23 protein-coding genes are annotated in these 24,835 nt (G+C 63.7%); 17 read left to right on the top strand and 6 right to left on the bottom strand.

Going from position 1 to position 24,835, the window contains the following annotated elements:
• The first annotated feature begins 44 nt into the window (after window positions 1-44).
• Window positions 45-1,547, top strand: a complete 1,503-nt coding sequence (locus tag G3N95_RS34635; protein ID WP_205974587.1) for an MDR family MFS transporter — start codon at window positions 45-47, stop codon at window positions 1,545-1,547.
• Window positions 1,548-1,575: 28 nt separating this feature from the next.
• Here the strand turns inward: G3N95_RS34635 and G3N95_RS34630 are convergent, their stop codons facing one another.
• Window positions 1,576-2,478 (bottom strand): LysR family transcriptional regulator, encoded by a 903-nt coding sequence (locus tag G3N95_RS34630; RefSeq protein ID WP_205974586.1) that lies wholly within the window; start codon window positions 2,476-2,478, stop codon window positions 1,576-1,578.
• A gap of 84 nt (window positions 2,479-2,562) precedes the next feature.
• Here G3N95_RS34630 and bla point away from each other — a divergent pair, with 84 nt between their 5' ends.
• The 4 genes from bla (at window position 2,563) to ppk2 (ending at window position 6,246) form a co-directional block, all read left to right on the top strand.
• Window positions 2,563-3,468 carry a class A beta-lactamase gene (bla, locus tag G3N95_RS34625; RefSeq protein WP_205974585.1) on the top strand — a complete coding sequence of 302 codons (906 nt, stop codon included), beginning with the start codon at window positions 2,563-2,565 and terminating at the stop codon, window positions 3,466-3,468.
• 27 nt (window positions 3,469-3,495) lie between these two features.
• Window positions 3,496-4,665: a class C beta-lactamase gene (gene ampC, locus G3N95_RS34620; protein WP_205974584.1), complete on the top strand. Its 1,170-nt coding sequence runs from the start codon at window positions 3,496-3,498 to the stop codon at window positions 4,663-4,665.
• A 176-nt stretch (window positions 4,666-4,841) separates the two neighbouring features.
• Window positions 4,842-5,063 carry a YdcH family protein gene (locus tag G3N95_RS34615; RefSeq protein ID WP_205974583.1) on the top strand — a complete coding sequence of 74 codons (222 nt, stop codon included), beginning with the start codon at window positions 4,842-4,844 and terminating at the stop codon, window positions 5,061-5,063.
• Window positions 5,064-5,148: 85 nt separating this feature from the next.
• Window positions 5,149-6,246 (top strand): polyphosphate kinase 2, encoded by a 1,098-nt coding sequence (gene ppk2, locus G3N95_RS34610; RefSeq protein ID WP_241019117.1) that lies wholly within the window; start codon window positions 5,149-5,151, stop codon window positions 6,244-6,246.
• Between the two features lie 25 nt (window positions 6,247-6,271).
• Here ppk2 and G3N95_RS34605 read toward each other — a convergent pair whose 3' ends face one another.
• Genes G3N95_RS34605 through G3N95_RS34595 form a run of 3 tightly spaced genes read right to left on the bottom strand, consistent with a single transcriptional unit; the run spans window position 6,272 to window position 10,140 of the window.
• On the bottom strand, window positions 6,272-7,342 hold the full coding sequence (locus G3N95_RS34605; RefSeq protein WP_205974582.1) for a serine hydrolase: 1,071 nt from the start codon (window positions 7,340-7,342) through the stop codon (window positions 6,272-6,274).
• A 43-nt stretch (window positions 7,343-7,385) separates the two neighbouring features.
• Complete coding sequence (locus G3N95_RS34600) at window positions 7,386-8,708, bottom strand: MFS transporter (protein ID WP_205974581.1); 1,323 nt, start codon at window positions 8,706-8,708, stop codon at window positions 7,386-7,388.
• Window positions 8,709-8,718: 10 nt separating this feature from the next.
• The gene (locus G3N95_RS34595; protein ID WP_205974580.1) at window positions 8,719-10,140 is read right to left on the bottom strand and encodes a M20 family metallopeptidase; all 1,422 of its coding nucleotides are present in this window, start codon (window positions 10,138-10,140) and stop codon (window positions 8,719-8,721) included.
• A 135-nt stretch (window positions 10,141-10,275) separates the two neighbouring features.
• Here G3N95_RS34595 and G3N95_RS34590 point away from each other — a divergent pair, with 135 nt between their 5' ends.
• Together G3N95_RS34590 and G3N95_RS34585 are read left to right on the top strand one after the other, a co-directional pair.
• The gene (locus G3N95_RS34590; RefSeq protein WP_205974579.1) at window positions 10,276-11,181 is read left to right on the top strand and encodes a LysR family transcriptional regulator; all 906 of its coding nucleotides are present in this window, start codon (window positions 10,276-10,278) and stop codon (window positions 11,179-11,181) included.
• Between the two features lie 96 nt (window positions 11,182-11,277).
• On the top strand, window positions 11,278-12,039 hold the full coding sequence (locus G3N95_RS34585) for a Fic family protein (protein WP_205974578.1): 762 nt from the start codon (window positions 11,278-11,280) through the stop codon (window positions 12,037-12,039).
• 6 nt (window positions 12,040-12,045) lie between these two features.
• Here the strand turns inward: G3N95_RS34585 and G3N95_RS34580 are convergent, their stop codons facing one another.
• Window positions 12,046-13,422 carry a gluconate:H+ symporter gene (locus tag G3N95_RS34580; protein WP_205974577.1) on the bottom strand — a complete coding sequence of 459 codons (1,377 nt, stop codon included), beginning with the start codon at window positions 13,420-13,422 and terminating at the stop codon, window positions 12,046-12,048.
• Window positions 13,423-13,989: 567 nt separating this feature from the next.
• On the opposite strand from G3N95_RS34580, the gene G3N95_RS34575 reads away from it, so the two are divergent.
• The 10 genes from G3N95_RS34575 to G3N95_RS34530 all read left to right on the top strand — a co-directional run bounded on the left by G3N95_RS34575 (window position 13,990) and on the right by G3N95_RS34530 (window position 23,514).
• The gene (locus tag G3N95_RS34575; RefSeq protein WP_205974576.1) at window positions 13,990-15,138 is read left to right on the top strand and encodes a porin; all 1,149 of its coding nucleotides are present in this window, start codon (window positions 13,990-13,992) and stop codon (window positions 15,136-15,138) included.
• 388 nt (window positions 15,139-15,526) lie between these two features.
• Entirely contained in the window at window positions 15,527-16,273 is a 747-nt protein-coding gene (glnH, locus tag G3N95_RS34570; protein WP_205974575.1) for a glutamine ABC transporter substrate-binding protein GlnH, read from the top strand.
• Between the two features lie 26 nt (window positions 16,274-16,299).
• Window positions 16,300-16,956: a glutamine ABC transporter permease GlnP gene (gene glnP, locus G3N95_RS34565; protein WP_205974574.1), complete on the top strand. Its 657-nt coding sequence runs from the start codon at window positions 16,300-16,302 to the stop codon at window positions 16,954-16,956.
• Window positions 16,953-17,693 carry a glutamine ABC transporter ATP-binding protein GlnQ gene (glnQ, locus tag G3N95_RS34560; protein WP_277398059.1) on the top strand — a complete coding sequence of 247 codons (741 nt, stop codon included), beginning with the start codon at window positions 16,953-16,955 and terminating at the stop codon, window positions 17,691-17,693. The genes glnP and glnQ overlap by 4 nt, the downstream gene beginning before the upstream one ends.
• Window positions 17,694-17,703: 10 nt before the next feature.
• Entirely contained in the window at window positions 17,704-18,780 is a 1,077-nt protein-coding gene (locus G3N95_RS34555) for a C45 family peptidase (RefSeq protein WP_205974573.1), read from the top strand.
• Window positions 18,737-19,744 (top strand): MurR/RpiR family transcriptional regulator, encoded by a 1,008-nt coding sequence (locus tag G3N95_RS34550; RefSeq protein WP_205974572.1) that lies wholly within the window; start codon window positions 18,737-18,739, stop codon window positions 19,742-19,744. Before G3N95_RS34555 ends, G3N95_RS34550 begins: the two co-directional genes overlap by 44 nt.
• A gap of 85 nt (window positions 19,745-19,829) precedes the next feature.
• Complete coding sequence (locus G3N95_RS34545; protein WP_205974571.1) at window positions 19,830-20,294, top strand: hypothetical protein; 465 nt, start codon at window positions 19,830-19,832, stop codon at window positions 20,292-20,294.
• A 360-nt stretch (window positions 20,295-20,654) separates the two neighbouring features.
• Window positions 20,655-21,734 (top strand): sugar ABC transporter substrate-binding protein, encoded by a 1,080-nt coding sequence (locus G3N95_RS34540; protein WP_205974570.1) that lies wholly within the window; start codon window positions 20,655-20,657, stop codon window positions 21,732-21,734.
• 8 nt (window positions 21,735-21,742) lie between these two features.
• Complete coding sequence (locus G3N95_RS34535; RefSeq protein ID WP_346778435.1) at window positions 21,743-22,729, top strand: ABC transporter permease; 987 nt, start codon at window positions 21,743-21,745, stop codon at window positions 22,727-22,729.
• Complete coding sequence (locus tag G3N95_RS34530) at window positions 22,729-23,514, top strand: ATP-binding cassette domain-containing protein (protein ID WP_205974568.1); 786 nt, start codon at window positions 22,729-22,731, stop codon at window positions 23,512-23,514. The genes G3N95_RS34535 and G3N95_RS34530 overlap by 1 nt, the downstream gene beginning before the upstream one ends.
• Window positions 23,515-23,720: 206 nt before the next feature.
• Here G3N95_RS34530 and G3N95_RS34525 read toward each other — a convergent pair whose 3' ends face one another.
• A complete protein-coding gene (locus tag G3N95_RS34525) occupies window positions 23,721-24,380 on the bottom strand; it encodes a ProQ/FinO family protein (RefSeq protein ID WP_205974567.1) in 660 nt (219 codons plus the stop codon).
• Between the last annotated feature and the right edge of the window lie 455 nt (window positions 24,381-24,835).

Genomic DNA, 24,835 nt, shown 5'->3' with positions numbered 1-24,835 from the left:
GCGAACTTTCGGCACGTCCGCGCAGCACACAATTACAGCCCCCCATGTCGAATCATCCTCAGACGAAGCGTCATCTCGTCATCGCGGCCGTGATGGCGTCGATGGCGATGGTGGCCATCGAGGCCACCATCGTCTCGACGGCGATGCCGCAAATCGTCACGCAACTCGGCGGCCTGCGTCTTTACAGCTGGGTCTTCTCGTCGTTCCTGCTCGCGCAGACGGCGATGACCGTCGTGTTCGGCAAGCTCGCCGATCTGTACGGCCGCAAGCCGACCGTGCTGGTCGGCATCGCTATTTTCCTGATCGGTTCGATCGGCGCGGGCTTCGCGTGGTCGATGCCCGCGATGATCGCGTTCCGTCTCATACAGGGCATGGGCGCGGGCGCGATCCAGCCGGTCACGCTGACCATCGTCGCCGACCTGTATCCGGCGCGCGAGCGCGGCAAGATCCAGGGCTATCTGGCCAGCGTCTGGGCCATCTCGGCCGTGATCGGTCCGATGGCGGGAGGCCTGCTGATCCGCGATCTGTCATGGTCGTGGATCTTCTGGATCAACGTGCCCATCGGCTTTCTGGCCGCGTTCGGCTTCATCACGTATCTGCACGAAGAGAAGCGTCATCAGCGTCCGTCCATCGACATCATGGGCGCCGTGCTCTTCACGATCGCGATCGGCGCGCTGATGATGGCGCTCACGGACGCCGGCTCGGAAAACGATGGCCGCGCGCTGTTCGAAGTCGCGCTGTGCGTCGTGGCAGGTGTGCTGTTCGTGTGGCACGAGCGGCGCGTGTCCGAGCCGATGATTTCGTTCGCGCTATGGAGCCAACGCCCCATCGCTGCGTGCAATGCGGCGACCGTGATGTCCGGCATGGCGCTGATGGGTCTGACCACCTTCCTGCCGATGTACGTGCAGGGCGTGCTGCATCAGTCGCCCGTGGTCGCGGGGCTTGCGCTGACGATGGTGATGCTCGGCTGGCCGTCGGGCGCGACGTTCACCGCGAAGTCGTTCCACCGGCTCGGATTGCGGCGCACGATGGTGGCGGGCAGCTTCTTCCTGCCGCTCGGCGCGATTGCCTTCGCGTTGCTGCAACCGGACGGCTCGCCCGTCACGGCGGGCGTCGGCTCGCTGGTGATGGGGCTCGGCATGGGCATCGTCAGCGTCAGTTCGCTGATCCTGATCCAGGAGATCGTGCAGCCGCAGCAACGCGGTTCGGCCACGGCATCGAACCTGTTCTCACGCAACCTGGGCAGCACGCTCGGCGCGGCGATCTTCGGTGCCGTGCTGAACTTCGGGCTCAGCCACTTCAAGGGCATGTCGATCACGTCCGACCAGTTGCGCTCGCTGCTCGATGCAACACCGGGCGCGGCACAGGCCGCGCTGGCGGGCAACGACATGGTGCGCGCGGCGCTGCATCATTCGCTGCATCTGACGTTCCTGTCGATCTTCGTGATCTGTGTGGGCGCGGTGCTGTCGGTGATGATGGTGCCGCACATCAAGATCGGCGGGCAGCCACGCGAGACATCGGCGGCTGCGCATCTGACCGAGATGTGATGCGATGCGTTACCGCGCGAGGCGTGTATCACGACGCTTCGCCTGACGGCTCGATGCCTTCGGCCACTTCTTCGGCTTCCTTCGCAAGCCACTGACTGAACGCGCGCATCGCGGGCGACGCCGGTTTCGCCTTTTGCCAGGTGAGCCAGTAGCTGCCCGCGTGCACGTCGATATCGAACGGACGCGCGAGGCGTGCCATCGACAGATCGCGTTCGAACATCGCTGCCGGTGCGAGCGCGACCCCTGCGCCTTGCATCGCCGCTTCCACCATCAGCCGCGACGAGTCGAACACGGGGCCGCGCACGGCGCGCGGCGCAAGGCCCGCGGCTGCGAACCAGCTTGCCCAGTCGTCGGCGCGATACGAGCGCAGCAGCGTTTCGCCGGCGAGATCGGCGGGCGTATGCAGGCGTTGCGCGATCTCCGGCGTGCACAGCACCGACAGCGGCGCGTCGAACAGCTTCGACGCGCGCGAGCCCGGCCACGTGCCGTCGCCGAAGCGGATCGCGAAGTCGAGACCTTCCGCGGCGAGATCGACGAGGTTGTTGTTCGTCATCAGCCGTAGTTCGACGAACGGATGCGCGTCATGAAACGCCTTCAGACGCGGCATCAGCCAGCCGACCGCGAAGGTGCCGACCGCGCCGACTGTCAACACCTCATGGAAATGTCCGCCTTCGAACTGCCGTAGCACGGCTTCGATACGATCGAATGCATCGCTCAGCACGGGGCGTAGCGCGAGTCCTTCATCCGTGATCGCGAGTCCGCGCGGCAGGCGCTTGAAAAGCGTCGCGCCCAGCCGCTCCTCGAGCGTGCGCACCTGCTGACTCACGGCCGCCTGCGTGACGTTCAGTTCGAGCGCGGCGCGCGTGAAACTCAGATGCCGGGCCGACGATTCGAACGCGCGCAGCGCGTTCAGGGGGAGATAAGGTCGCATGTTCGAGAGGGGCTTCGAGCAATTTATCATCGTTTGTCACACGGCTACGGAAACGCGATAGTGGCGGCTCTTCAAGGAGGAGCAATGGTTACGAGGCGAGATTTCACCATTACGCTGGCTGGCGCTGGGTTAGCTGGCGTTGCGGCTCAGGCGTTCGGCGCCGGCGCGGCCGCGTCCGCGCAGCGGCGCGCGGCGCACGGCGGCGCCGTGGAAAAACAGCTCGCGCAGATCGAGGCGCAAACGGGCGGCCGTCTGGGTGTCGGGATCCTCGATACGGCAAACGGCAGGCAGGCAGGCTGGCGCATGCACGAGCGCTTTCCGATGTGCAGCACGTTCAAGTTCCTGCTCGCGTCGGCCGTGCTGACGCGCAAGGATCAAGGCAAAGAAGAACTCGGGCGCAGGATCGTGTACACGAAGGAGGTCGTCGTCGCGAATTCGCCCGTCAGCGGTCCGCGTGCAGGCGGCGACGGGATGACGGTAGGGGAACTGTGCGAAGCCGCGCTCACGCGCAGCGACAATACGGCCGCCAATCTGCTGCTGGAGAGCATCGGCGGGCCGGCGGCATTGACGGTGTTCGCGCGTGACATCGGCGATACGGTTACTCGCCTCGATCGCAACGAGCCGACGCTCAACGAAGCGATAGAAGGCGATCCGCGCGATACGACGACGCCCGCAGCGATGCTCGCCGATCTGCGTGCGATGCTGCTTGGCGAGCATCTGTCCGCTGCATCGCGCGACCAGCTCACGGCGTGGCTCGTCGCCAACAAGACGGGCGATGCGCGGCTGCGCGCGGGCTTGCCGAAGGAATGGCGGGTCGGCGACAAGACGGGCACGGGCGAGCGGGGCACCTCGAACGATATCGCGATCGTCTGGCCTGCCGGACGCCCGCCGCTTCTCGTCGCGGTGTATCTGACGGGCGCGACGAAGGCGGGCGCGGCGCAGCGCGATGCGGCAATCGCGAAGGTCGGCGCGCTGGTTGCGCATGTCTGAACGGGAGATCCGCTGATGACATCGCAGATGAGATTCGCAACGATGGGCGCGCGCATCGCGGCGCTGCTGTGTGCGCTGTGCGTGACGGGTGTCGGCCACGCGGCGGCGGACGCGCCGCAAGAGCGTGTCAGACAGGCCGTCGACGCAGCGATCCGGCCCATGATGGCCAAAGACCGCATCCCTGGCGTGGCGGTCGGCGTGATCGTCGACGGCAGTGCACAGGTGTTCAACTACGGCGTCGCATCGACGCAATCGCGCCAGCCCGTCACCGACGCGACGCTGTTCGAACTCGGCTCGGTGAGCAAGACATTCACGGCGACCTTGACCGCGTGGGCGCAGGTCGACGGACAACTGTCACTGGGCGACGACGTCGGCAAGTATCTGCCCGCGTTGCATGGCACACCGTTCGGCAAGCTGAGCCTGCTGAATCTCGGCACGCACACGCCGGGCGTTCTTCCGCTCCAGGTGCCGGACGACATCCACGACGACGCCCAGTTGATGCGCTACTTCAAGGCATGGCGCCCGACGTATGCGCCCGGCACGGTACGGACCTACACGAATCCGGGCATCGGTGCGCTCGGTCTGATCGCGGCGAAGAGCATGGGACAGGATTTCACGGTGCTGGTCGAGCAGCGGCTCTTCCCCGCGCTCGAACTGAAGAACAGCTTCATCGACGTCCCCGACGGCAGGAAGGCCGACTATGCGCAAGGCTATACCAGAGACGGCAAACCGATCCGCATGGCGGGCGGCGTGCTGGCGGCGCAGGCGTATGGCGTGAAATCGACGGCGGCCGACATGCTGCGCTTCATCGAAGCCAACATGAAGCTCGTCAGGCTCGACAGCGACCTGCAGCGCGCGATCACGCAGACGCACACAGGTTACTTCCAGGCCGGCCCGATGACGCAGGATCTGATCTGGGAGCAATACCCGTATCCCGTCACGCTGAACGCGCTGCTGGAAGGCAACGCGCCGTCGATGGCGCTCGACGCCACGCCCGTCAAGAGCATCGAGCCACCCGCTGCGCCGCGGGAAAACGTGTGGATCAACAAGACGGGCTCGACCAATGGCTTCGGTTCGTATGTGGCGTTCGTGCCGGCGCGGCACATCGGCATCGTGATTCTCGGCAACCGCAATTTCCCGATTGCGGATCGCGTGGCTGCCGCGCATCGCATCCTCATGTCGCTGGATGGTCAGTGAAGCTTGCAGTGGTGCGCCGCCCGTCACGCGCGGCGCGCATTCATCGAGCGCATTTCAGATGCGACCACATGACACAGTCATTAGTCATACATAGTAATTGCGAAGCTCCGCCACGGTGAGAAAATGAACGCAAGCTTGAATCTAGCTGCTTGCCTGTGACCGTGTGAGGAGGTGCCATGTTTCCCGAGTATCGCGATCTGATCTCGCGCCTGAAGAAAGAAGACGCGCATTTCGCGCGGCTTTTCGAACGCCACAATGAACTGGACCATCAGGTTCGCAACATGGAAGCGGGGAATGTGCCGGGCGACAGCCGCAGCATCGAAGTCCTCAAGAAAGAAAAGCTGCGTCTCAAGGACAGCCTCTACACGATCCTCCGACAGGCGCAGACGTCGGCTTGACGCGTACCTTGTCGTGGGCCGCGTGTCGCGTGTCGTTGGAGGCGTGCGCCGGGGTCCGTCCGAATTTCAACGCAATCGGGAGTTCATGAAGTTGACCGCGCAGCAAGACAAATCAACCCAGGGGGCGCGCCAGGTTTCGCGCGGCGACGTGATTCCGGGACACACGGCGAGGGCCGCGGAACTTGCACATACGCATCAAGCGGCGGTTGCCGCCAACGATCTGCTTGCGAACAGCATGCAGTCGGTGATCGAAGCGGGCGCGACGCAGAACGCGGATACGCTGCTCGACTCGGTGAAGACCGTGATGGACGGCATGTCAGCCGACGAGGTGAGCGCGCTGCGTGCTTTGCTGCTGGAAGGCGATCCTGCCGCCTGGACGACGGGCAAGCGCCGTCATCCCGACGACGAGTTGTCGCCCGCATGGCGCGAAGGCGGCTATCCGTATCTCAACCTGATGTCGCGCAAGGCATACGAAAAGCAGAAGTACCGCTTGCAAGTCGAGCTGTTGAAGCTGCAGGCATGGGTGCGCGAATCGGGGCAGCGCGTGATGATTCTTTTCGAAGGTCGCGACGCAGCGGGCAAGGGCGGCACGATCAAACGCTTCATGGAGCATCTGAACCCGCGTGGCGCACGCGTCGTCGCGCTCGAAAAGCCGACCGAACTGGAACGCGGGCAATGGTACTTCCAGCGCTACGTTCAGCATCTGCCGACGGCAGGTGAGATCGTGCTGTTCGACCGCTCGTGGTACAACCGCGCGGGCGTCGAGCGGGTCATGGGCTTTTGTACGCAAAACGAGTACACCGAGTTCATGGGGCAGGTGCCGGCATTCGAGCGGCATCTCGCCCAAAGCGGCATCCATATCGTGAAGTTCTGGTTTTCGGTGAGCCGCGAGGAACAGGCGCGGCGGTTCAAGGAGCGCCAGATTCATCCGCTCAAACAATGGAAGCTGAGTCCCGTCGATCTCGCGTCGCTGGACAAATGGGACGACTACACGCAAGCCAAGGAGACGATGTTCGCGCACACCGACACCGCTGACACGCCATGGACCGTCGTACGCTCCGATTGCAAGAAGCGGGCGCGGCTCAATGCGATGCGCTTCGTGTTGCACAAACTGCCGTATGCGAATCGCAACCTCGATGTGATCGGCTCGGTCGATCCGTTGATCGTCGCGCGGGCGATGTAGCGTGTTGGGTCAGGCGCGTGCAGCGCTAGCGCGAACACACCGTATCGATCGCGCCCAGCATCCTGCCGAAGAACGCGTCCGCGAACTGTGAATCGAGCCAGCGCACGATCAGCGCGATGCGTCGCTCGGGCTCGATCCACATGAACGAACTGCCCGCGCCGACGCCGAAGTAACTCGACTCGGGCACGCTGGGAAACACGCGCCGCGCAGTGTTGAGCCACACCAGATGGCCGTAGTACGGCGCGAGCGCGCAGGGCGTGCGCATCCGCGCGATCCATTCGGCTGACAGCACGCGGCGTCCGTCGGCGAGTCCGTCGTCGAGCAGCATCTGCGCGACTTTCAGCTGATCGTTCGCGCTCACCGACATGCCGCCGCCCCAGTGCGAGCCGCCCGGCACCGACTGCACACGGCGGCCGCCGACTTCGAGCCACGCATCGTCGTAGCCGACCCATTGCCAGTGCTCGCTCGCGCCCACGGGCCGCATGATGGCTTCGCGGAAAACCTCGGGCAAAGGCTTGCCGAACAGATGCAGCAGCGCCAGCGACAACTGGTTGATGCGCACGTCGTTGTATTCCCAGTACGTACCAGGCGATTGCAGCGGGCGCAGGTCGCCCTTGCGGCCGGCGGGCGGATCGCCGAAGGTCACCGCGCGGTAGTGATCGGCCTGATCGGACAGGCCGAAGCAGCTGCCTTGCCATTCGCTCGTCTGTTGTAACAGTTGGGTCCACGTGATAGCGGCGTTGTGCGTGTCGTCGAAACCGAAACCCGGCACGCGCACATGCACCGGTTCGTCGGGATCGGGCAGCAGGCCGCGATCGTGCGCGACGCCCGCCAGCAGCGCGAGGTACGTTTTCGCGATGCTGAACGTCAGATCGGCGCGATCCGGCTCGCCCCATGTCGCGAGCAGCCTGCCATCGACGGCCACGGCGCCCGACACGGGCCCGCGGTCATGAATCGGCCCGAGCAGCCGGTTCCACGGCGGCGGGTCGTTCACATGCACGCCGAATTTGCCATCGGCGTTGCGGTCCCACGGCGATTCGTGATCGATCGAAAACTGGATCGCCTCCTGGAGTTCCTGCGGCAAATCGGCTTGCATACGTGCGTATTCCTCGTGATTCATTCGATTCGATTCATCCGGCTCAATGTGCGTTCAGCCGCGCCCGTGCCCACACCAGCGTCAACAGGCTGACGACGGCCGCCATCATCAGATAGAGACCCGGCGCGAGGTTGTTGCCTGTCGCGGCGATCAGCGACGCGACCGCGAGCGGCGTGAAGCCGCCGAATATCGTCGTGCCGATGTTGTAGCCGAACGCCATGCCCGTGGTGCGTGTGCGGGTCGGGAAGAGCTCAGCCATGAGTGCCGGAATCGGCGCGAAGTAGGTGGCTTTCAGCAGCGCGACCCACATGACGGCGGCGAGCAGCGTCGGCAACGACGGGTGCGCGTTCATGAACATGAACGCGGGATACACCGTCACGAAGAACAACGCGCCCGCGCCGAGCATGATGCGTGTGCGGCCCACCTTGTCCGACCAGTGACCGACGAAGGGCGTGAGCACGGTGACGATCAACCCGGCGATCAGCGTCGCGATGAAGCCCGACGACGGCGCGAGGCCGAGTTGCCGCGAGGCGTACGTCGGCATGTAGAGAATCATGTAGTTGGCCGTCGTCGTCAGCACGAGCGCGCCGATCGACACCAGCACGCGCGACTTCTGCGTCGCGAGCAGTTCGCGCACGGGCGACTCGGCTTTTTCGGTGCGCTCGAATTCCGGCGTTTCGTCGATGCGACGGCGGATATACAGCCCAACGGGACCGATCAGCATGCCGAACAGAAACGGAATGCGCCAACCCCAGCCTTCGAGCTGCGGCTGCGTGAGCATGCCCGTCAGCACTGCGCCGAACGCGGACGCGAGCAGCGTGCTCGCGCCCTGGCTGGAGAACTGCCAGCTCGACATGAAGCCGCTGCGCTTGGGCGCGTGTTCGATCAGGAAGGCCGTCGAACTGCCGAACTCGCCACCCGCCGAGAAGCCCTGCAGCAGGCGCGACACGAAAATGCCGATCGGCGCGAGCAGGCCGATCGTCGCGTAAGTCGGCATCAGCGCGACCATGCCCGTACCGAGCGTCATCATTGCGATCGACAGCGTCAGCGACGCCTTGCGGCCCTTGCGGTCGCTATACGAGCCGAGCACGAGCGCGCCGATCGGCCGCGCGAGATACGACAGCGCGAAGGTGCCGAGCGTGAGCAGCAGCGAGACCGTTGCGTCGTGCACCGGAAAGAACAGCTTCGACAGCGTGGTCGCGAAGTAGCCGTACGCGATCAGGTCGTAGAACTCAAGTGCATTGCCGATCGACGTGGCGACGATCAGGCGCGCGACGCCCTTGCCCGAGGTGGCGGACGAAGCGGCATCGTGCGACTCGTGCGACGAATGCGAGGGATGATGCGCGGTGACGGAATCCATGTTCATTGCGACGTCCTCATGCGGGGGTGGTCGAAACATGCGGTGCGGGATTGGTTGCGCCGGCTTCCTGGGCGCCGAGGTCCCAGAAGAGACCGGCCATGATGCGCAGCCCGTCGCGCACGACAGGCCCGAGCAGATGCTCGTTCGGCGCGTGCTGCGAGCAGCCGGGATACGAGTGCGGCACCCACAGCGTCGGCATGCGGAGTACGTCGGCGAATACATCGTTGGGCAGCGTGCCGCCGAGGTTCGGCAGCAGCACGGGTTCGTCGCCGGTCGTGTGACGCAGCGAGCGCAGCGCCCATTGCACCCACGCATTGTCGGGATCGACGCGCGTCGCGGGCGCGCCGCGCTCCACGTCGAGTTCGATCATGCCGAAGCCGTGTTCGTCGAGATGCCTGCGTACGATCGATTCGAGGTTCCGCCAGTCCGTGCCGACCACGAAGCGGATCTGCATGTACGCGACGGCCGACGGCGGAATCGCGTTGACGGGCTTGTCCGGATTGCCCGTGCGGAACGCGAGCACTTCGAGGTTGTTCCAGCCGAACACGCGCTCGGTCGGCGTGAGGCCCGGCTCGCCGTAGTCGGCATCGACGCCGGGCTCGCCCGGATTGCCGCCCACGCCGATACCCGACAACGCACGGCGCACGGCGTCGGGAATGGGCGGCGGACGCAGCCCTTCGATCAGGATCTTGCCGTTCGTGTCGACCATCGACGCAATCGCGTTCGCGAGCACGATGCCCGGATTGCGCAGCAGGCCGCCCCAGTTGCCGGAGTGATGGCCGCCTTCGCGCAGCGTCAGTTCGAGTTTGAAGTTGACGAGACCGCGCGAGCCGAGAAAAAGCGTCGGGCGATGTGCCGACAGGCGCGGGCCGTCGGACGCGATCAGCACGTCGGCAGCGAGTTCGTCGCGCCGTTGCGTGCACAGCGCATGCAGACCCGGCGAGCCGACTTCCTCGCCCGTTTCGAACAGCAGCTTCAGGTTGAAGCCGAGCTTGCCGCCACGCGCATCCAGCACGGCCTTCAGCGCGGCGAGATTGATGCTGTGCTGGCCTTTGTTGTCGGCCGTGCCGCGGCCGTACCAGCGTTCGCCGTCGACGGTCACGTCCCACGGCGAGAGGCCCTCGCGCCACTGCGCGTCGTAGCCGCGCACGACGTCGCCGTGGCCGTAGCTGAGCACGGTCGGCAGCGAGTCGTCTTCGTGACGGTGCGCGATCAGGAACGGGCCTGCGCCTTTCGCGGGATTGTCGACGACACGGCAGGTGAAGCCCCATTGCGTGAGCAGTGGCGTCAGTTCTTCGTCGAGATAAGCGCGTAGCCGTGCGCCGCTGTCGGCTTCCTGGCTTTCCGTGCGATACGCGACGCGGCGCCGCAAATCGTCGAGAAAATGGCCGGAATCGTACTGGTCGGCCGCGTTTTGAATGGCGATGTCACGAGTCAACGGCAAGTCTCCTGTGCGTCGCACCGGCGTCGGCGCGGGTTCATGGATAAGCAGTCGAACCGATGCTGCGGCCGCCGATATTTCTGCACAATTACAATATTTGCGACCAAACGTTGCCGAAACGGCAAAGCGGACATGGACAACACGGCACTGCGTTACTTCCTGGAAGTGGCCCGCAGCGGGTCGCTGAGCAAGGCTTCGGAGCGGCTCTTCGTGGCCGTGTCGGCGTTGAGCCGGCAGATCGGCAAGCTCGAAGAGGAATTGGGCACGCCGCTATTCGAGCGGCGTCCGCGCGGCATGGTATTGAGCGACGCGGGGCGGCTGCTGGCGGAGCATGCGCGGCGCAGCCTGCTCGAAGCCGAGCGCGTGGTCGGCGAGATTCGCGGGCTCGCGGAGGAGGGGCGCGCGACGATACGCGTCGCCAGTTCGGAGGGCGTCGCGCCGCATTTTCTGCCGCAGGTGTTCGCGCATTTTATGAAGACGTATCCGTCGACGCATTTTCAGCTCGACGTGTCCGCGCCTTCCGTGGCGACGCAGCGGGTGCGGGAAGGGACGGCCGATATCGCCGTCTGTTTCAGCATCGCGCCGGAGAAGGAGATCGACGTGCACTACTCGCAGCGCGCGCCGATCTACGCGCTGGTGCGGCGCGGACATCCGCTCGCCGGGCGTGAAGCGGTGTCGCTGAAAGACCTCACGCCGTGGCCGCTCGCGATGGACAACCAGGGCGTGACGATCCGGCAGTTGTTCGATATTTCATGCAGCCTGGAAGGGCTGATTTTCGAGCCGGTGTTCGTCAGCAACTATCATGCGGCGCTGCAAAGCTTCGTGCGTCTCACGGACGCCGTCACGCTGACGGGCTATCTGACCGTACGCAGCCGGCTCGAGGTGGACGGGCTGGCGGCGATTCCGATCACGAACCCCGCGCTGCATCAGCGCACGCTGCAGGTTCAGACGATGGCCGGGCGCACGCTGCCGCAGACGGTGCAGGCGTTCGTGGATGTGTTGAAGCGGGCGATCGATGTGCCGGAGATCGTCGATTGACCCGGATTCAACGAGAGGCGCACGCCGCAAGGGCGATGCTATGATTTCGCCCATGCGCACGATCGATCCGGCATACCATTCGCGCTCCGAACACAGATGACGCTCCCACCTACCGCGCCATTCGAGGCAATCGATAACGACAAGTCGAAGCTCGACGCGGCTCACCCTTTGCCCAAGCATTCGCTTGCCACATTGCGCGAGAAACTGGCGCTGGAGTGGACCTATCACTCCAACGCGATTGAAGGCAACACGCTCACGTTGCGTGAAACCAAGGTCGTGCTGGAGGGCATTACGGTTGGCGGCAAGTCGCTGCGCGAACACTTCGAAGCGACCAATCATCGCGATGCGATTCTCTATGTGGAAGAACTAGTCGCGAAGAGCGAGCCATTGTCCGAATGGCAAATTCGGAACATTCATAGTCTCGTTCTGAAGGGTATCGATGACGGTGAAGCCGGACGATATCGACAGGAAAACGTCGTGATTGCAGGTGCAAGCACCACACCGCCCGACTTTCTTCATCTACCCCAGGAAATGGCGTCGCTCGTCGAGTGGCATGTCGAGGCACAGGGCATGCACCCGATCGCGCGCGCAGCCGAGCTCCATACGCGGTTCGTCAAGATCCATCCGTTCGTGGATGGAAACGGCCGCACGGCACGCCTGCTGCTGAATTTCCAGTTGATGAAGGCGGGTTATCCACCCGCCATCATCCGCAAGGAAGATCGCCTCGCCGATTACGATTCGCTGGATGAAGCGTGCGTGACGGGCAACTACACCGAGATCACACAACTCGTCGCGCAAGCGGTTCAGCGCTCGCTCGACACGTATCTGCAGGTTCTGGGACTGAGCGGCGCACGTTGAGCAGCCTTAGCCCAACACCCCCCACAACACCAGCGTCAACCCCAGCCCGACCACCGACACGATAGTCTGCAGCACCGACCAGACGAACACGGTCTGCTTCAGTTGCAGCCCGAAGTATTCGCGGACCATCCAGAAGCCCGCGTCGTTCACGTGGCAGAAGAACACGGAACCCGCGCCGATCGCGAGCGCCATCAGCGAATTGTGCGTCGCCGACAGACCGGCGACGACGGGCGCGACGATGCCCGCCGTCGTCGTGGTGGCGACCGTCGCGGAACCCGTTGCCTGACGCAGCGCGACGGCGATCAGCCACGCGAGCAGCAGCAGCGGCATGTGCGCGCCGACGGCGATCTTGCCGATGGTCGTGCTGATGCCCGCTGCGACGAGCGTCTGCTTGAGGCCGCCGCCCGCGCCGATGGTCAGCAGCAGCGCCGCGATGGGCGGCAAGCTCTTGCGCAGGATGCCGCCGACGCGTTCCCGCGACATGCCGCGCGACCAGCCCAGCGCGACGATCGCGAAGATCACGGTCAGACCGAGCGCGATGATCGGCTCGCCGAGAAAGTCGAGTGTGTCGAAGGCCAGTGTGTCTTTTTCGAGCGCGAGTTTTGCAACGGTGCGGCCGAGCATCAGCACGACGGGCATCAGGATCGTGATCAGCGAGACGGCAAAACCGGGCAACGCCGTTTGCGTCGATTCGGCGCGAAACAGCTTGCCCATTTCTTCGGGCTCGGCGATCTGCATGCGCTTCGAGAGCGCCATGCCATACAGCGGACCCGCGAGTATCACGGCGGGAATCGCGACGATCAGACCGAGGCCGAGCGTGATGCCGAGATCGGCATGCAGCGCGCTCACGGCGATCAGCGGACCGGGATGCGGCGGCAAGAGCGCGTGCAGCGTCGTCATGCCGGCGAGCGCGGGAATCGCGATGCGCAGGATCGGCTGCTGCGAGCGGCGCGCCATCACGAAGATGATGGGCACCATCATCACGAGACCGACTTCGAAGAAGAGCGGCAAGCCGATGATGATCGCGACGAGCGCCATCAGCCAGGGCAGGCGGCGCGGCGTCGAGTGTTCGAGGATGGTCGACACGAGCCGGTCGGCCGCGCCCGAATCGGCCATCAGCGCGCCGAGCATCGCGCCGAGCGCGATGATGATGCCGACGTCGCCGAGCAATGCGCCCGCGCCCTTGCTGAACGAACTCGCCACGGCTTCGAGCGGAAGCTGCGCGGTGAAGCCCGCAGCGAACGTGCCGATCAGGATCGACAGGAACGGCGCGAGTTTGAGCGCGCTGATGAACACGATGATGAGCACGAGCCCGAGCGCGCACGAGAGGATGAGGCGTGTGTCGTGGGCAGACCACGGGGTCAAGGCTGGGGTGAGATGCACGAGAGGTCTCTTTTTGTCGGCGTGATGGAGGTTGCTGGAGGGGCGGCAGCCCGCGCGCATGAACCACTTGGGCTGGCGTGGAGCGCCCGATAGTAACAGCGGTCGCTTTCAGATGCCTGCTGGCGGGCAAGCGGGCGTGGGGCATGCCGGTATTGAAGCGCGCGGCGTCCGGAATTCTTTAAAAGACAATAGTTCGAATCGACAATTGATTATTGCCAGATTTAAATGGTATTTAAATCGAGTTATTTTATTGCGTTTTCTTACAATTATAAGAATGAGAAAGGAAAATGCGCAGTGCGCGACTTGCTGCTTCAACGGTCAGCTCATAAAATCCGCAGGCCTGTATTCCGGGAACAGCTAGAATTGGGCACTTGGGGCGCTTCCGCGAGAGGGATGCGCCCCATTTCACATCTACCTCTGCATCATCTGAATTACGAATGGCGTTACAGGGAAGATTGAGAAAGCTTTTAAGTGGTGGTTAAAACACAACGACAAAGTCGCAATCCCAATTCAATCAGATATTCTCCGCGGCACGATAGCATTCGTTATCGGAATAATGGAGAAAAGATGAAAAAGCTCGTACTCTCGACCCTCTCGCTCGCGCTGTTCGCCACGGCTGGTGCAGCACACGCTCAAAACTCGGTGACGCTCTACGGCCTGCTCGATACGGGCCTGACGTACACCAGCAATGCTCACGGCAGCAGCAACTTCCAGCAGGCTAGCGGCATCCTGAACGGCAACCGTTGGGGCCTGCGCGGCTCGGAAGATCTCGGCAACGGTCTGAAGGCGATCTTCACGTTGGAAAGCGGCTTTAACCTGTCGAATGGCAACATGGGCCAGAACAGCCGTCTGTTCGGCCGTCAGGCATTCGTCGGTCTCGCCAGCAACCAGTACGGCGCAGTGACGCTCGGCCGTCAGTACGACAACCTCGTCGACAACCTGGGGCCGCTGTCGCTGAACGGCACGCAATACGGCGGCACGCTGGCTTCGCACCCGTACGACAACGACAACCTGAACAACTCGTTCCGCGTCAGCAACTCGGTCAAGTATCAGAGCATCGACTACGCTGGCTTCAAGCTGGGCGCGATGTACGGCTTCTCGAACCAGGCTGATGGCTTCGCGAACAACCGCGCATACAGCGTCGGCGCAACGTACGCATTCGGCGGCCTGAAGGTTGCAGCGGCTTACCTGCAACTGAACGGCGGCGGCGCTTCCAGCAACACGAGCGGCGCAGTGAGCACCGACACGACCTTCACGGCTTCGCGTCAACGCACGTACGGCGCAGGCGTCAGCTACGCGTTCGGCCCGGCAAACGTCGGCTTCGTGTTCACGCAGACGCAACTCGCCAACGCGACGGCGATCAGCCAGTCGGCATCGGGCTCGACGTCGTCGAGCGGCTTCACGCTGAACGGCGCAGGCGCGCACTTCACGAACTTCGAACTGAACGGCCGCTACGCAATCACGCCGGCATGGTCGCTGTCGGGTGCGTACACGTACACCGAAGCAAGCTTGCAAGGCGTCGATCCGAAGTACCACCAGCTCACGCTGCAATCCGACTACGCACTGTCGAAGCGCACCGATGTCTATGCTGAAGCGGCTTATCAGCACGTCGGCAGCACGGGTAGCTCGGGCATCACGGCGCACATCGTCGGCGTGAGCGCATCGTCGACCGATTCGCAAGTGGTCGGCACCGTCGGTATCCGTCACCGCTTCTAAGCGGCGCGAGCCGGGCGAGATTCGCCGCACGCGATGTACGGCATGATGTGACGTATCGCGCGCGCGTCTCTCGCGCGCAGCAGTAACGAACGCGCGTTCCGCCTCCGGCGGAGCGCGCGTTTTGCATTGGATTTGCGCAGACGGAAGCGCCATGCTTCGTCGCATCGAGTGCGCCAGCACGCGCGCTCATGGCCGCTGCCCATCGAGGGGCAGACAGAACCGGTCGACACCTCCCACCAGGGTATACCCACTTTGCAATCAAATTTGCGCACACCCCTATTGCGCAAATTATTTTGCACAAAGATACTCAGCGCAAATCGGCTTGCAACCAAACCGGTCGCCATCCCTTCATCAACCCTTCATCCACTCACCACGCAAGGGGATCGTCATGAAACTCGTAGCAAAGCTGGCTGCGGCCGCACTCGTCGCCGTATCTGTCCTCGGTCAAGCGGCGCATGCCGAGACGCTGCTGGTTGCCGTCGACACGGCGTTCGTGCCGTTCGAATTCAAGCAGGGCGACAAGTACGTGGGCTTCGACATCGACCTGTGGGAAGCCGTCGCGAAAGACCTGAAGCTCGACTACAAGCTGCAACCGATGGACTTCAGCGGCATCCTGCCCGCACTGCAGACGCATAACGTCGACGTCGCGCTCGCAGGCATCACGATCAAGGACGAGCGCAAGAAGGTGATCGACTTCTCCGACGGCTACTACGACAGCGGTTTCATGCTGATGGTGCCCACCGCGAGCACGATCAAGGGACCGGACGATCTGAAGGGCAAGTCGCTCGCGATCAAGACGGGCACGTCGGCGGCGGACTACGCGAAGGCGCATTTCGCCGGCACCGATCTGCGCCAGTTCCCGAACATCGACAACGCGTATCTGGAGTTGCAAACGGGGCGCGTCGATGCCGCGATGCACGATACGCCGAACGTGCTCTATTACATCCACACGGCGGGCCAGGGGCGTGTGAAAGCGGTCGGGCCGCAAATGATGGCGCAGCAATACGGCATCGCGTTCCCGAAGGGCAGTCCGCTCGTGCCGAAGGTCAATGCGGCGATCGCGAAGATCAAGGCTGACGGCCGTTACGCGGCGATCTACAAGAAGTGGTTCGGCGTCGAGCCGGCGAAGTCCTGAACAACATCGGCAGCGGGAGAGTAGCCATGCAGTTCGATCTGTCCGTCGTCATCAATGCATTGCCTGCGTTGCTGCAGGGCGCAAAGCTGACGGTGCTGATTACCGTGGTGGGCCTGGCGGGCGGCCTTGCCGTCGGGTTCCTGTTCGGCCTGATGCGCGCGTACGGCAACGCGCTGATGCAGAAGATCGCGTTCGTGTACGTGGAGTTCGTGCGCGGCACGCCGATCGTCGTGCAGGTGATGTTCATCTACTTCGCGCTGCCCGTGCTGCTCAACGTGCGCGTCGATGCGATGACGGCCGCCGTCGTGTCGATCGTCGTGAACTCGGGCGCCTATATCGCCGAGATCGTACGCGGCGCGTTTCTGTCGGTGCCGCGCGGCCTGAAGGAAGCGGGCCTCGCGCTCGGCATGCCGATGTGGCGCGTGCTCGCGTTCGTGATCGGCCCGGTTGCGATCCGGCGCATGACGCCTTCGCTCGGCAACCAGTTCATCGTGAGCCTGAAGGACACGTCGCTGTTCATCGTGATCGGCGTCGGCGAACTCACGCGCCAGGGCCAGGAAATCATGGCCTCGAATTTTCGGGCGGTTGAAATCTGGACGGCCGTGGCCGCGATTTATCTGTGCATGATCGGCGTGCTGACATTCTGTCTGCGCACGATGGAAAAGAGGATGCGGATGCTATGAACGCGCTCGCGAACATGGTGGAATTCAGGAAGGTGACGAAGCGCTTCGGGCAAACGACCGTGCTCGACGGCGTCGATCTCGACATCCGCGCGGGCGAGGTCGTCGTACTGATCGGCCCGTCGGGTTCGGGCAAGTCGACGCTGCTGCGTTGTATCAATGCGCTGGAGCAGATCGACGGCGGCGATCTGATCGTCGATGGAATCAGCGTGCTCGGTGGAACGAGGAAGGTCCGCGAAATCCGCAAGGAAGCGGGCATGGTGTTCCAGCAGTTCAATCTGTTCCCGCAGTTGACGGCGCTCGAAAACGTCGCGTTCGGTCCGCGCCAGGTGCGCGGCATGGGCAAGGAAGAGGCGGAGTCGCTCGCGAAAGAATTGCTCGCGAAAGTGGGACTGGCTTCCCGTGTGAGTCACTACGCGAGCGAGTTGTCGGGCGGCCAGCAGCAGCGTGTCGCGATAGCGCGCGCGCTCGCCGTGAAGCCGAAGCTGATGTTGTTCGACGAGCCGACTTCCGCGCTCGATCCCGAGCTGCGCCAGGAAGTGCTGCGCGTGATGCAGTCGCTTGCGGAGGAGGGGATGACGATGGTCGTCGTGACGCACGAGATGACGTTCGCGCGCAAGGTCGGCACGCGGCTGATTTTCATGGAGCACGGCCACATCACCGTCGACGGACCGCCCGTCGAACTGCTCGACAATCCGCCGAATCAGCGCTTGCGCGATTTTCTTCAACATGTCGAATGATTGTGCTCACATGCCTGCACTTGGTTTGATCGAAGTTTCGGGCTCGCCTTACGAGGCGGGTCAGGCGCTGGGGCGCTTCGGCGCGTCGGCCGTGCATCGTCATCTGTTGCACACCGCTGCGTGGCACGAGGTGATGCAATGGCGCGGTTCGCCGCTGGCGGCTGCCATGGCTGCGCACGTCCAGCAACGTTTTCCGCGTATCTGGTCGGAGTTGCAGGGACTCGCGGACGGCCTGCGCGTGCCGTTCGACGACGTCTTCCTGTGGAACTGCCGCGGCGACGTATGGGCCGCCTCGCCCGATGGATGCACCACCGTGCAATTGCCGGCGGACGTCGACCGGCGCATTGCCCGCATCGTTCATAACGAAGACGGCGACCCCGGCTTCGCGGGACATTGCGCGATCGCCGAATGCCGTATCGACGGGAGTCCGGGTTTTGCGGCCTTCGTGTATCCCGGCTCGCTGCCGGGGCACACATTCGCGGTGACGGAGGCGGGCCTTGCCGTCACGGTCAACAATCTGCGGCAGCGCGGTGTCGATGCGGGCGTGCCGCGCATGGTGCTCACGCGCGCCGTGCTCGATGCGTCGACGCTCGACGCGGCCGTTGCCGTGTTGCACGACAACCCGCGTGCAGGCGGCTTCCATCTGACGCTCGGCCATCGCGCGCATCCCGTCCTGGTCAGTGTCGAATTCAGCTCGCAGGGCTGCTCGGTGCGCGAGATCGGCGAGCCGTCGCTGCATGCGAATCACGCGATTCACCCGGCGATGAGCGGGTTCGCGCAGATCGTGACGGATTCTTCGCGCGACCGTCAGCGGCGCGGCGATGCGCTGCTGAACGAAGCGCGCGAAGCGGGACGCGCGCCCGATCCGCTTGCGATCCTCGCCGATACGCACGACGCGTCGTCGCTGCCGATCTATCGCGCCGCGCCCGACGACCCCGACGACGAGAACACACTCGCAACGGCCGATATCGTGATCCGGACGTCTCACATAGAATGGGACGTTTATGAACAGCCTGGGACGCCGCCGCGCTACCGGTTCATCGATGGACACAGACAAACGCAACACGCGCCGCAAGGCCGCGAATAACACCACGGAGAGCGAGGCGATGGCGCCCGGCGCGACGGCCGGCGCGCCGCGCAGCGTCGACGGGCTGCGGGAGCTGGTGGTGCGCATCGGCCGCGACGAGGCGGACGTTTCGCTCGGCGGCAAGGCGCACACGGTGCTGGCGAAGCTGCTCGAACGGCCGGAGGAAGTCGCCGTGCGCACCATCACGGATCTGGCGACTGCGCTGGACGTGAACGCTTCGACCCTGACGCGTCTTTGCACGAAGCTGGGCTATGCGGGCTTCGCGGATTTTCAGAGCGTGTTTCGCGACAGCCTTGCACAGCGCCATCGGCACTTCTATACGCATCAGGCCGAGCGGCTCGTCGCCGGAAAAGAGGCGCGCATGCAGATGCCCGCTCACGGCGGCACATCGCCGGAAATCGAAGTCGTCGCGCAACTCGCGCATGAATCGATCGGCAATGTCGAGACGTTTCTCGCGCGCCTGTCGCCGGCCGACCTGCGCGGCGCGGCTGCGCTGCTCGCCGACGCGCCGCGCGTGCGCGTGCATGCGTTGCGGCAATTCAGTTCGCTGGCCAGTTTTCTGTGCTACGGGCTCGGTATGATCCGCACCGACGTCGCGCTGCTCGATGCACAAGGGCTCGGCGTGGCGGAAGGGCTCGCGCAGTTGCAGCCGGGCGACGTGGTGGTCGTATCGAGTGTCGCGCCCTATACGCGCAGCGTTGCCGATGCGGCCGCGGCGGCCGCGGAAGCGGGCATGACCGTGATCGCGATCACCGATACGCTCGCGTCGCCGCTCGTGCCGCCCGCGCGTCATGCGTTCCTGATACCGCACGAGAGCAGCTTCTTCAGCAACAGCATGGGCGCGTATCTGATCTTCTGCGAAGGCTTGCTGAACCTGGTTGCGACGCATCTCGGCAAGCGCTCGCTACAGGCGCTGTCGAGGCGCGAGCGGCTGATCACGGCGCTGGGCATCGAGACGGATTAGCATGCGCCGCTCATCGGGCGGATCTGCGAATGCGCGAGGCGCGCGGCTATAATCGCGCTCGACTCTGACCAGGGAAGCCTTGCTCGTGAAAAAGATCCATGCCTTCGCGCCCGTTGCCCTCGTTGCGCTCATGCTCGCGGGTTGCTCGTCCGCCGAAAAGGAAGCGCTGCAGGCGCAGCAGTATCGCCACAACGAAAACAGCCTCGCCGACGCCCAGCACAATGCGGCCGCCGATTGCGAACAGGCGCAGTGCGATGCCGCGTGGGCGGCGACGAAGCGCTATGTCGAGCAGCACTCGGATACGTCGGTGACGCGCGCCGACGCATCGGCGATCGAAACGGACGTTCCCTACAGCTCGGGCAAGGTGGCTTTCTCAGCGACACGGGTGGCCAGACCCGGCGGCGCGACGCTCACGTTGTTTGCGCAGTGTCGCGGGATGTATGGCGCTGACAACGCCAAGGGGTCCGATTACGACGAGTGCGCTGACAAGATTCTGAAGACGCAGAATGGGTATGTCGCGTATCTGCGATCGCATGCGTCGGGGCAGTGACGCGTCTTTGTCACGAAGCCATACGGAAAGCCTGCAAGGCCCGGACGCCTGTTCCGGGCCTTCTTTTTTGATGCGTCGATTGATGCGTCGACGGAGGGTCCGTGAGCCTCAATCCGGTCCCAATGGTTGGGCACGGGCAGGGCGCGGCAACGCCGCCCTGAAATAGTCCGACTACTTTTAGGGTATACGTTGATTATTCGCTCAAAGGCCGTGATATAGGATTTTCCGCGAGGTCGTCGTCAGGCGCACGCGCATGCACACGTGATTCGTGAAGTGTGGTGCCGCCCGGCACCGGCGCTTTCCTCGCCTGCGCCGTCATGCACAGCAAGTTATTCAATAACTCAAAGTCTGGAGGATGACATGGCCGGAAAGCAGGAACCCCAAGACGAAGTGCAGGGCATGCGTCGCGGCATGCTGCAAGGCGCCGCGCTGGGAGCGGCAATGGCGCTGCTGGGCGGCGTGGTCACGCCGGCGCAGGCTGCCGAGGGCGGGCCGTTTCCCGCGCACAAGCGCTGGAAGATCGTCTTCGTCAATCACGTGACGACGAATCCGTTTTTTGTCCCGACGCAATACGGCATTCAGGACTCCACGGCGTTGCTCGGCATGGACTACCAGTGGACGGGTTCGGCCAACGCCGACATCGCCGAGATGGTCAACGCCGTCAACGCCGCGATTGCCGGGAAGGCCGACGCGATCGCCGTGCCGATCGTCGATCCGAAGGCGTTCGACAAGCCGATCCAGGCCGCGCTCGACGCCGGCATTCCCGTGTTTGCGTACAACGCCGATGCACCGCAGGGTTCGTCGAATCCACGGCTGAGCTATATCGGCCAGGATCTGTACCTGTCGGGCTATCAGATGGGCGAGCGCATCGCGAGTCTGATCGACAGCGGTCTGGTCGGGCTCTTCATCGCGACGCCGGGGCAGCTCAACATCCAGCCGCGCCTCGACGGCGCCGTTGCCGCCATCAAGAAGTCGGGCAAGAAGATCGATGTACAGACCATCGCGACGGGTGCGACGGTCAACGAAGAACTGTCGAAGATCAAGTCGTTCTATCTGGGCCATCAGGATCTGAAAGGCATGTTCGCCGTCGATGCCGGCAGCACGCAGGGTGTCGCCGAGGTGATGAAGGAGAACAACCTGCCGTCGAAGGGCGTGCATGGCGGCGGCTTCGATCTGCTGCCGCGCACGGTCCAGCTGATCCACGACGGCTTCCTCGATTTCACGATCGATCAGCAGCCGTATGTGCAGGGTTTCTATACCGTGATGCAGGCGTTCGTGTATCTCGCGTCGGGCGGTCTCGTCGGGCCGGCGAACGTGAATACGGGCCTGAAGTTCGTGACGAAGGGTTCCGTCGATCCCTATCTCAACACGTCGACACGCTACGAAGGCAAGAGTACGAAGCCTGAAATCGTGCCGCGTTCGGGAGCGATCAAGGGGTGACGTCTTCCGTGACGGATACAACGAAAGCGCAACGGCCGCGGCTATGGTCGCGGTCGATCGTGCGCTCGAGCGAGATTCGCATCCTGCTGGTTGCGATCATTCTGTGCGCGTACTTCGAGACCGCGAACCACGACTTCCTGCTGACGGACGCGAGTCTGAAGAATCTGTCGCAGTTCATCGCGCCCGTCGCCATCATCGCGTTCGGCGAGATCATGTTGATGATCGGCGGCGAGATCGATCTGTCCGCCGGCATGGTCTTTGCGTTCGCGCCGTTCGTAATGCATTTCGCGCACGAGGCGGGCGCGCCCGCGTGGCTCGCGGTGATCGCCGGTGTCGTGGCAGCGGGCGTGATCGGGCTGATTAACGGCGCGGTGTCGGTGTATCTGCGCATACCGTCGTTCGTGACGACGCTCGGCACGCTGTTCTTCGTGAACGGCTTCACCTTGACGATCTCTCGCGGCACGCCCGTGTCGCCGCCCGAAGACGGCATGTTCGCCGAATTCATGGGCGCGTGGGGCTACAGCGAAATCATCTGGACGATCGCGCTGGCCGCGATCATGCATGTCACGCTGCGTCATACGCGCTGGGGGCTCCATACGATTGCGTCGGGCGCGAATCCGTTGGGCGCGAGCGAGGCGGGGATTCATGTGCGCCGTCTGAAGCTCGGCAATTTCATCCTCGCCGCGTTGCTGGCGGGCTTTACGGGCATTCTGGAAGGCTTCCGCATTTCGTCGATCGATCCGCAAGCGGGCGGCAATCAGATCATGTTCCTCGCCGTGGCGGCCGCGGTGATCGGCGGCACGCCGCTCGCGGGCGGCTCGGGGACGATCATCGGCGGGCTGATCGGCGCGGCCGTGCTCGGCATTCTGAACGACGGCTTCACGCTGATCGGCATCAACGCCTTCACGTTCAACATGATTCTGGGTGGAGCGATTCTCGCGGCGATGATCTTCAACATTCACGTCGTTCGTCTGGCGCGCAAGGGAGGATCGTGATGTCGTCGATGCCGTCGTCGTCACCGGCCCAGGCGTTGCGCGGAGAAGATATCGTCAAGCGTTTCGGCGCCGTGACGGCGCTCGACGGTGTCTCGCTGTCGCTGCGGCAGGGCGAGATTCTCGGGATTCTCGGCGACAACGGCGCGGGTAAATCGACGCTCATCAAGATTCTGACGGGCTTTCATCAGCAGACGAGCGGCAAGCTTTTTCTGGGCGGTGACGAGACCTTGCTGCGTTCGGTCGATCACGCGCGCGCGCTGGGTATCGAATGTGTGTATCAGGATCTCGCGCTCGCCAATTCGCTCAGCATCTATCACAACATGTTCCTGAACCGGGAGATCGTTCGACCCGGTCCGTTCCGTCTGCTGAACCATAAGGCGATGCGTGCGCGCGCGGCGGAATGCCTCGAAGAGATCGGCGTGCACGTGCCTTCCGTGGATCTGCCCGTCGAGCAATTGTCGGGCGGACAGCGGCAGGCCATCGCGGTCGCGCGCGCGGTCAATTCGAACGCGAAGATCCTGTTGCTCGACGAACCGCTCGCCGCGATGGGCGCGCGCGAGGCGGGGCTGATCATCGACCTGATTCTGCGGCTCAAGGAGAAAGGCGGTCTGTCGATCATCATGATCATGCACAACTACGCGCAGACACTCGATATCGCGGACCGCGTGATGCTGATGCAGCGTGGACGCGTGACTTATGAGCGGGAGTCGGTCAGTACGTCCGTTGCGGAGTTGATGGATATCGTCCGGCGAGAGTACCGGGCGATGCGGGGGCAGGCTTCGTAACCACTTGCTCCGGCACGCGGCCTGCCAGATTGGCAGCGTTCAGAAACACGACATCTGTAAATAGCCAGAACACGACATTTCTATTTGGGACCTACAGACCAAAAGTTGATAATTTATCTTATGTAAAATCACAAACAGGCAGCAGCAAACCCGCCACCGTTTCCCGCAACCTCAAACTTTCAACGCCGGCCCAAGCCGACCCACAATCAGCCTTGAGCCTGATCTGCCGCGGGCGCGTTGCCTTCACTGCCGTCCGTGCCCGATGCGGGCGCAGCCGCCGCTTCATCCGCCGGTTTAGCCACAGCAGGCGCATTGTCCGCAGCCTTCGCCGTCGCCGGTTTCGTCCGTCCGCCCGAACGCCGACGCGCAAACGCGGATTCCGACGCTGTGACCTTGCCCGTTTCCGCGCCCGTCAGATCGACGCGCGATGCGCCTTCCGTCAGGCTCGCCCAGTAGCGGCTACCACGGCACCAGGTGCTCACGGCATCGCGGACTTCCTGCTCGGTCAGCTTAAGTTCACCTGCCTGCGCGAGCAGATCGTCGAGAATGCCGATTTTCAACGCCACCTTCGGCGCAGGATTCTTCGGAAACGCCAGCGGAAACCGCTTCTGCAGTTTGCCGATGGTATGGACGACGGGGTCGACGGGATTCTGCTGCTTCGGAGCCGGACGTGCGGGCGCCGGCTTCCGGTCTGCCTTCGCGGCCGGCTTGCCTGCCGGGCGCGCGTCTCTGGCCTTCGAATCCTTTGCCTTCGCATCCTTGCCCGGGTGGGCAGCGTGCGTGTCCGCAGCCTGTTTTTCCTTGCGCTGCGCTTTTGCCTGCTTGGCGAGTTCGTCCCTCAGCTTCGCCAGTTGTTCAAAGCCCATGTGTTCACCTTCATTGCAATGACGCAGGATTGTAGCAGCCGCTGAGCATCTTCATGCCGCCGGGCTGTCGTTGCCGTCTGCCTATCATGCGCGCCGTTGATGGCCGTTTGCTGTCGTCACGCCGGATCAGGCGTGTCATGAAGCAGGATTCAGCCGCCGACGCGAGTTGCAAGCGCCGGTCCCGCGCCACACGCATACACCGATACAACATGTGTGCCCGCCCAAAAAACAAAGCGCCGCAATCGCGGCGCCCTGTCCTGCTTCACGCAAACGTCAAACCACTTCAGGCAAACGTCAAGCAGCGTTCATACGGCAAAGCCGGCAAAAGCCGCATCAGAACCGGTGAATGATGCCTGCACCGACACCGACCATGCTGCGCGACGACGAAGGCGTCGAGTTGAAACCATCGCCGATCGTTGCCGTTGCATTGATGATGCTGCGGCCGTTCGTGCCGA

Source organism: Paraburkholderia sp. Tr-20389, from assembly GCF_017104565.1.
GTDB lineage: Bacteria > Pseudomonadota > Gammaproteobacteria > Burkholderiales > Burkholderiaceae > Paraburkholderia.
Note: the sequence above shows the minus strand (reverse complement) of the source record. Positions and strands in the feature narration are given on the sequence as shown.

Coding starts and splice junctions, on each gene's coding strand:
- G3N95_RS34635 (WP_205974587.1), top strand. CDS start 45: ATGTCGAATCATCCTCAGACGAAGCGTCATCTCGTCATCGCGGCCGTG.
- G3N95_RS34630 (WP_205974586.1), bottom strand. CDS start 2,478: ATGCGACCTTATCTCCCCCTGAACGCGCTGCGCGCGTTCGAATCGTCG.
- bla (WP_205974585.1), top strand. CDS start 2,563: ATGGTTACGAGGCGAGATTTCACCATTACGCTGGCTGGCGCTGGGTTA.
- ampC (WP_205974584.1), top strand. CDS start 3,496: ATGAGATTCGCAACGATGGGCGCGCGCATCGCGGCGCTGCTGTGTGCG.
- G3N95_RS34615 (WP_205974583.1), top strand. CDS start 4,842: ATGTTTCCCGAGTATCGCGATCTGATCTCGCGCCTGAAGAAAGAAGAC.
- ppk2 (WP_241019117.1), top strand. CDS start 5,149: ATGAAGTTGACCGCGCAGCAAGACAAATCAACCCAGGGGGCGCGCCAG.
- G3N95_RS34605 (WP_205974582.1), bottom strand. CDS start 7,342: ATGCAAGCCGATTTGCCGCAGGAACTCCAGGAGGCGATCCAGTTTTCG.
- G3N95_RS34600 (WP_205974581.1), bottom strand. CDS start 8,708: ATGAACATGGATTCCGTCACCGCGCATCATCCCTCGCATTCGTCGCAC.
- G3N95_RS34590 (WP_205974579.1), top strand. CDS start 10,276: ATGGACAACACGGCACTGCGTTACTTCCTGGAAGTGGCCCGCAGCGGG.
- G3N95_RS34585 (WP_205974578.1), top strand. CDS start 11,278: ATGACGCTCCCACCTACCGCGCCATTCGAGGCAATCGATAACGACAAG.
- G3N95_RS34575 (WP_205974576.1), top strand. CDS start 13,990: ATGAAAAAGCTCGTACTCTCGACCCTCTCGCTCGCGCTGTTCGCCACG.
- glnH (WP_205974575.1), top strand. CDS start 15,527: ATGAAACTCGTAGCAAAGCTGGCTGCGGCCGCACTCGTCGCCGTATCT.
- glnP (WP_205974574.1), top strand. CDS start 16,300: ATGCAGTTCGATCTGTCCGTCGTCATCAATGCATTGCCTGCGTTGCTG.
- glnQ (WP_277398059.1), top strand. CDS start 16,953: ATGAACGCGCTCGCGAACATGGTGGAATTCAGGAAGGTGACGAAGCGC.
- G3N95_RS34555 (WP_205974573.1), top strand. CDS start 17,704: ATGCCTGCACTTGGTTTGATCGAAGTTTCGGGCTCGCCTTACGAGGCG.
- G3N95_RS34550 (WP_205974572.1), top strand. CDS start 18,737: ATGGACACAGACAAACGCAACACGCGCCGCAAGGCCGCGAATAACACC.
- G3N95_RS34540 (WP_205974570.1), top strand. CDS start 20,655: ATGGCCGGAAAGCAGGAACCCCAAGACGAAGTGCAGGGCATGCGTCGC.
- G3N95_RS34530 (WP_205974568.1), top strand. CDS start 22,729: ATGTCGTCGATGCCGTCGTCGTCACCGGCCCAGGCGTTGCGCGGAGAA.
- G3N95_RS34525 (WP_205974567.1), bottom strand. CDS start 24,380: ATGGGCTTTGAACAACTGGCGAAGCTGAGGGACGAACTCGCCAAGCAG.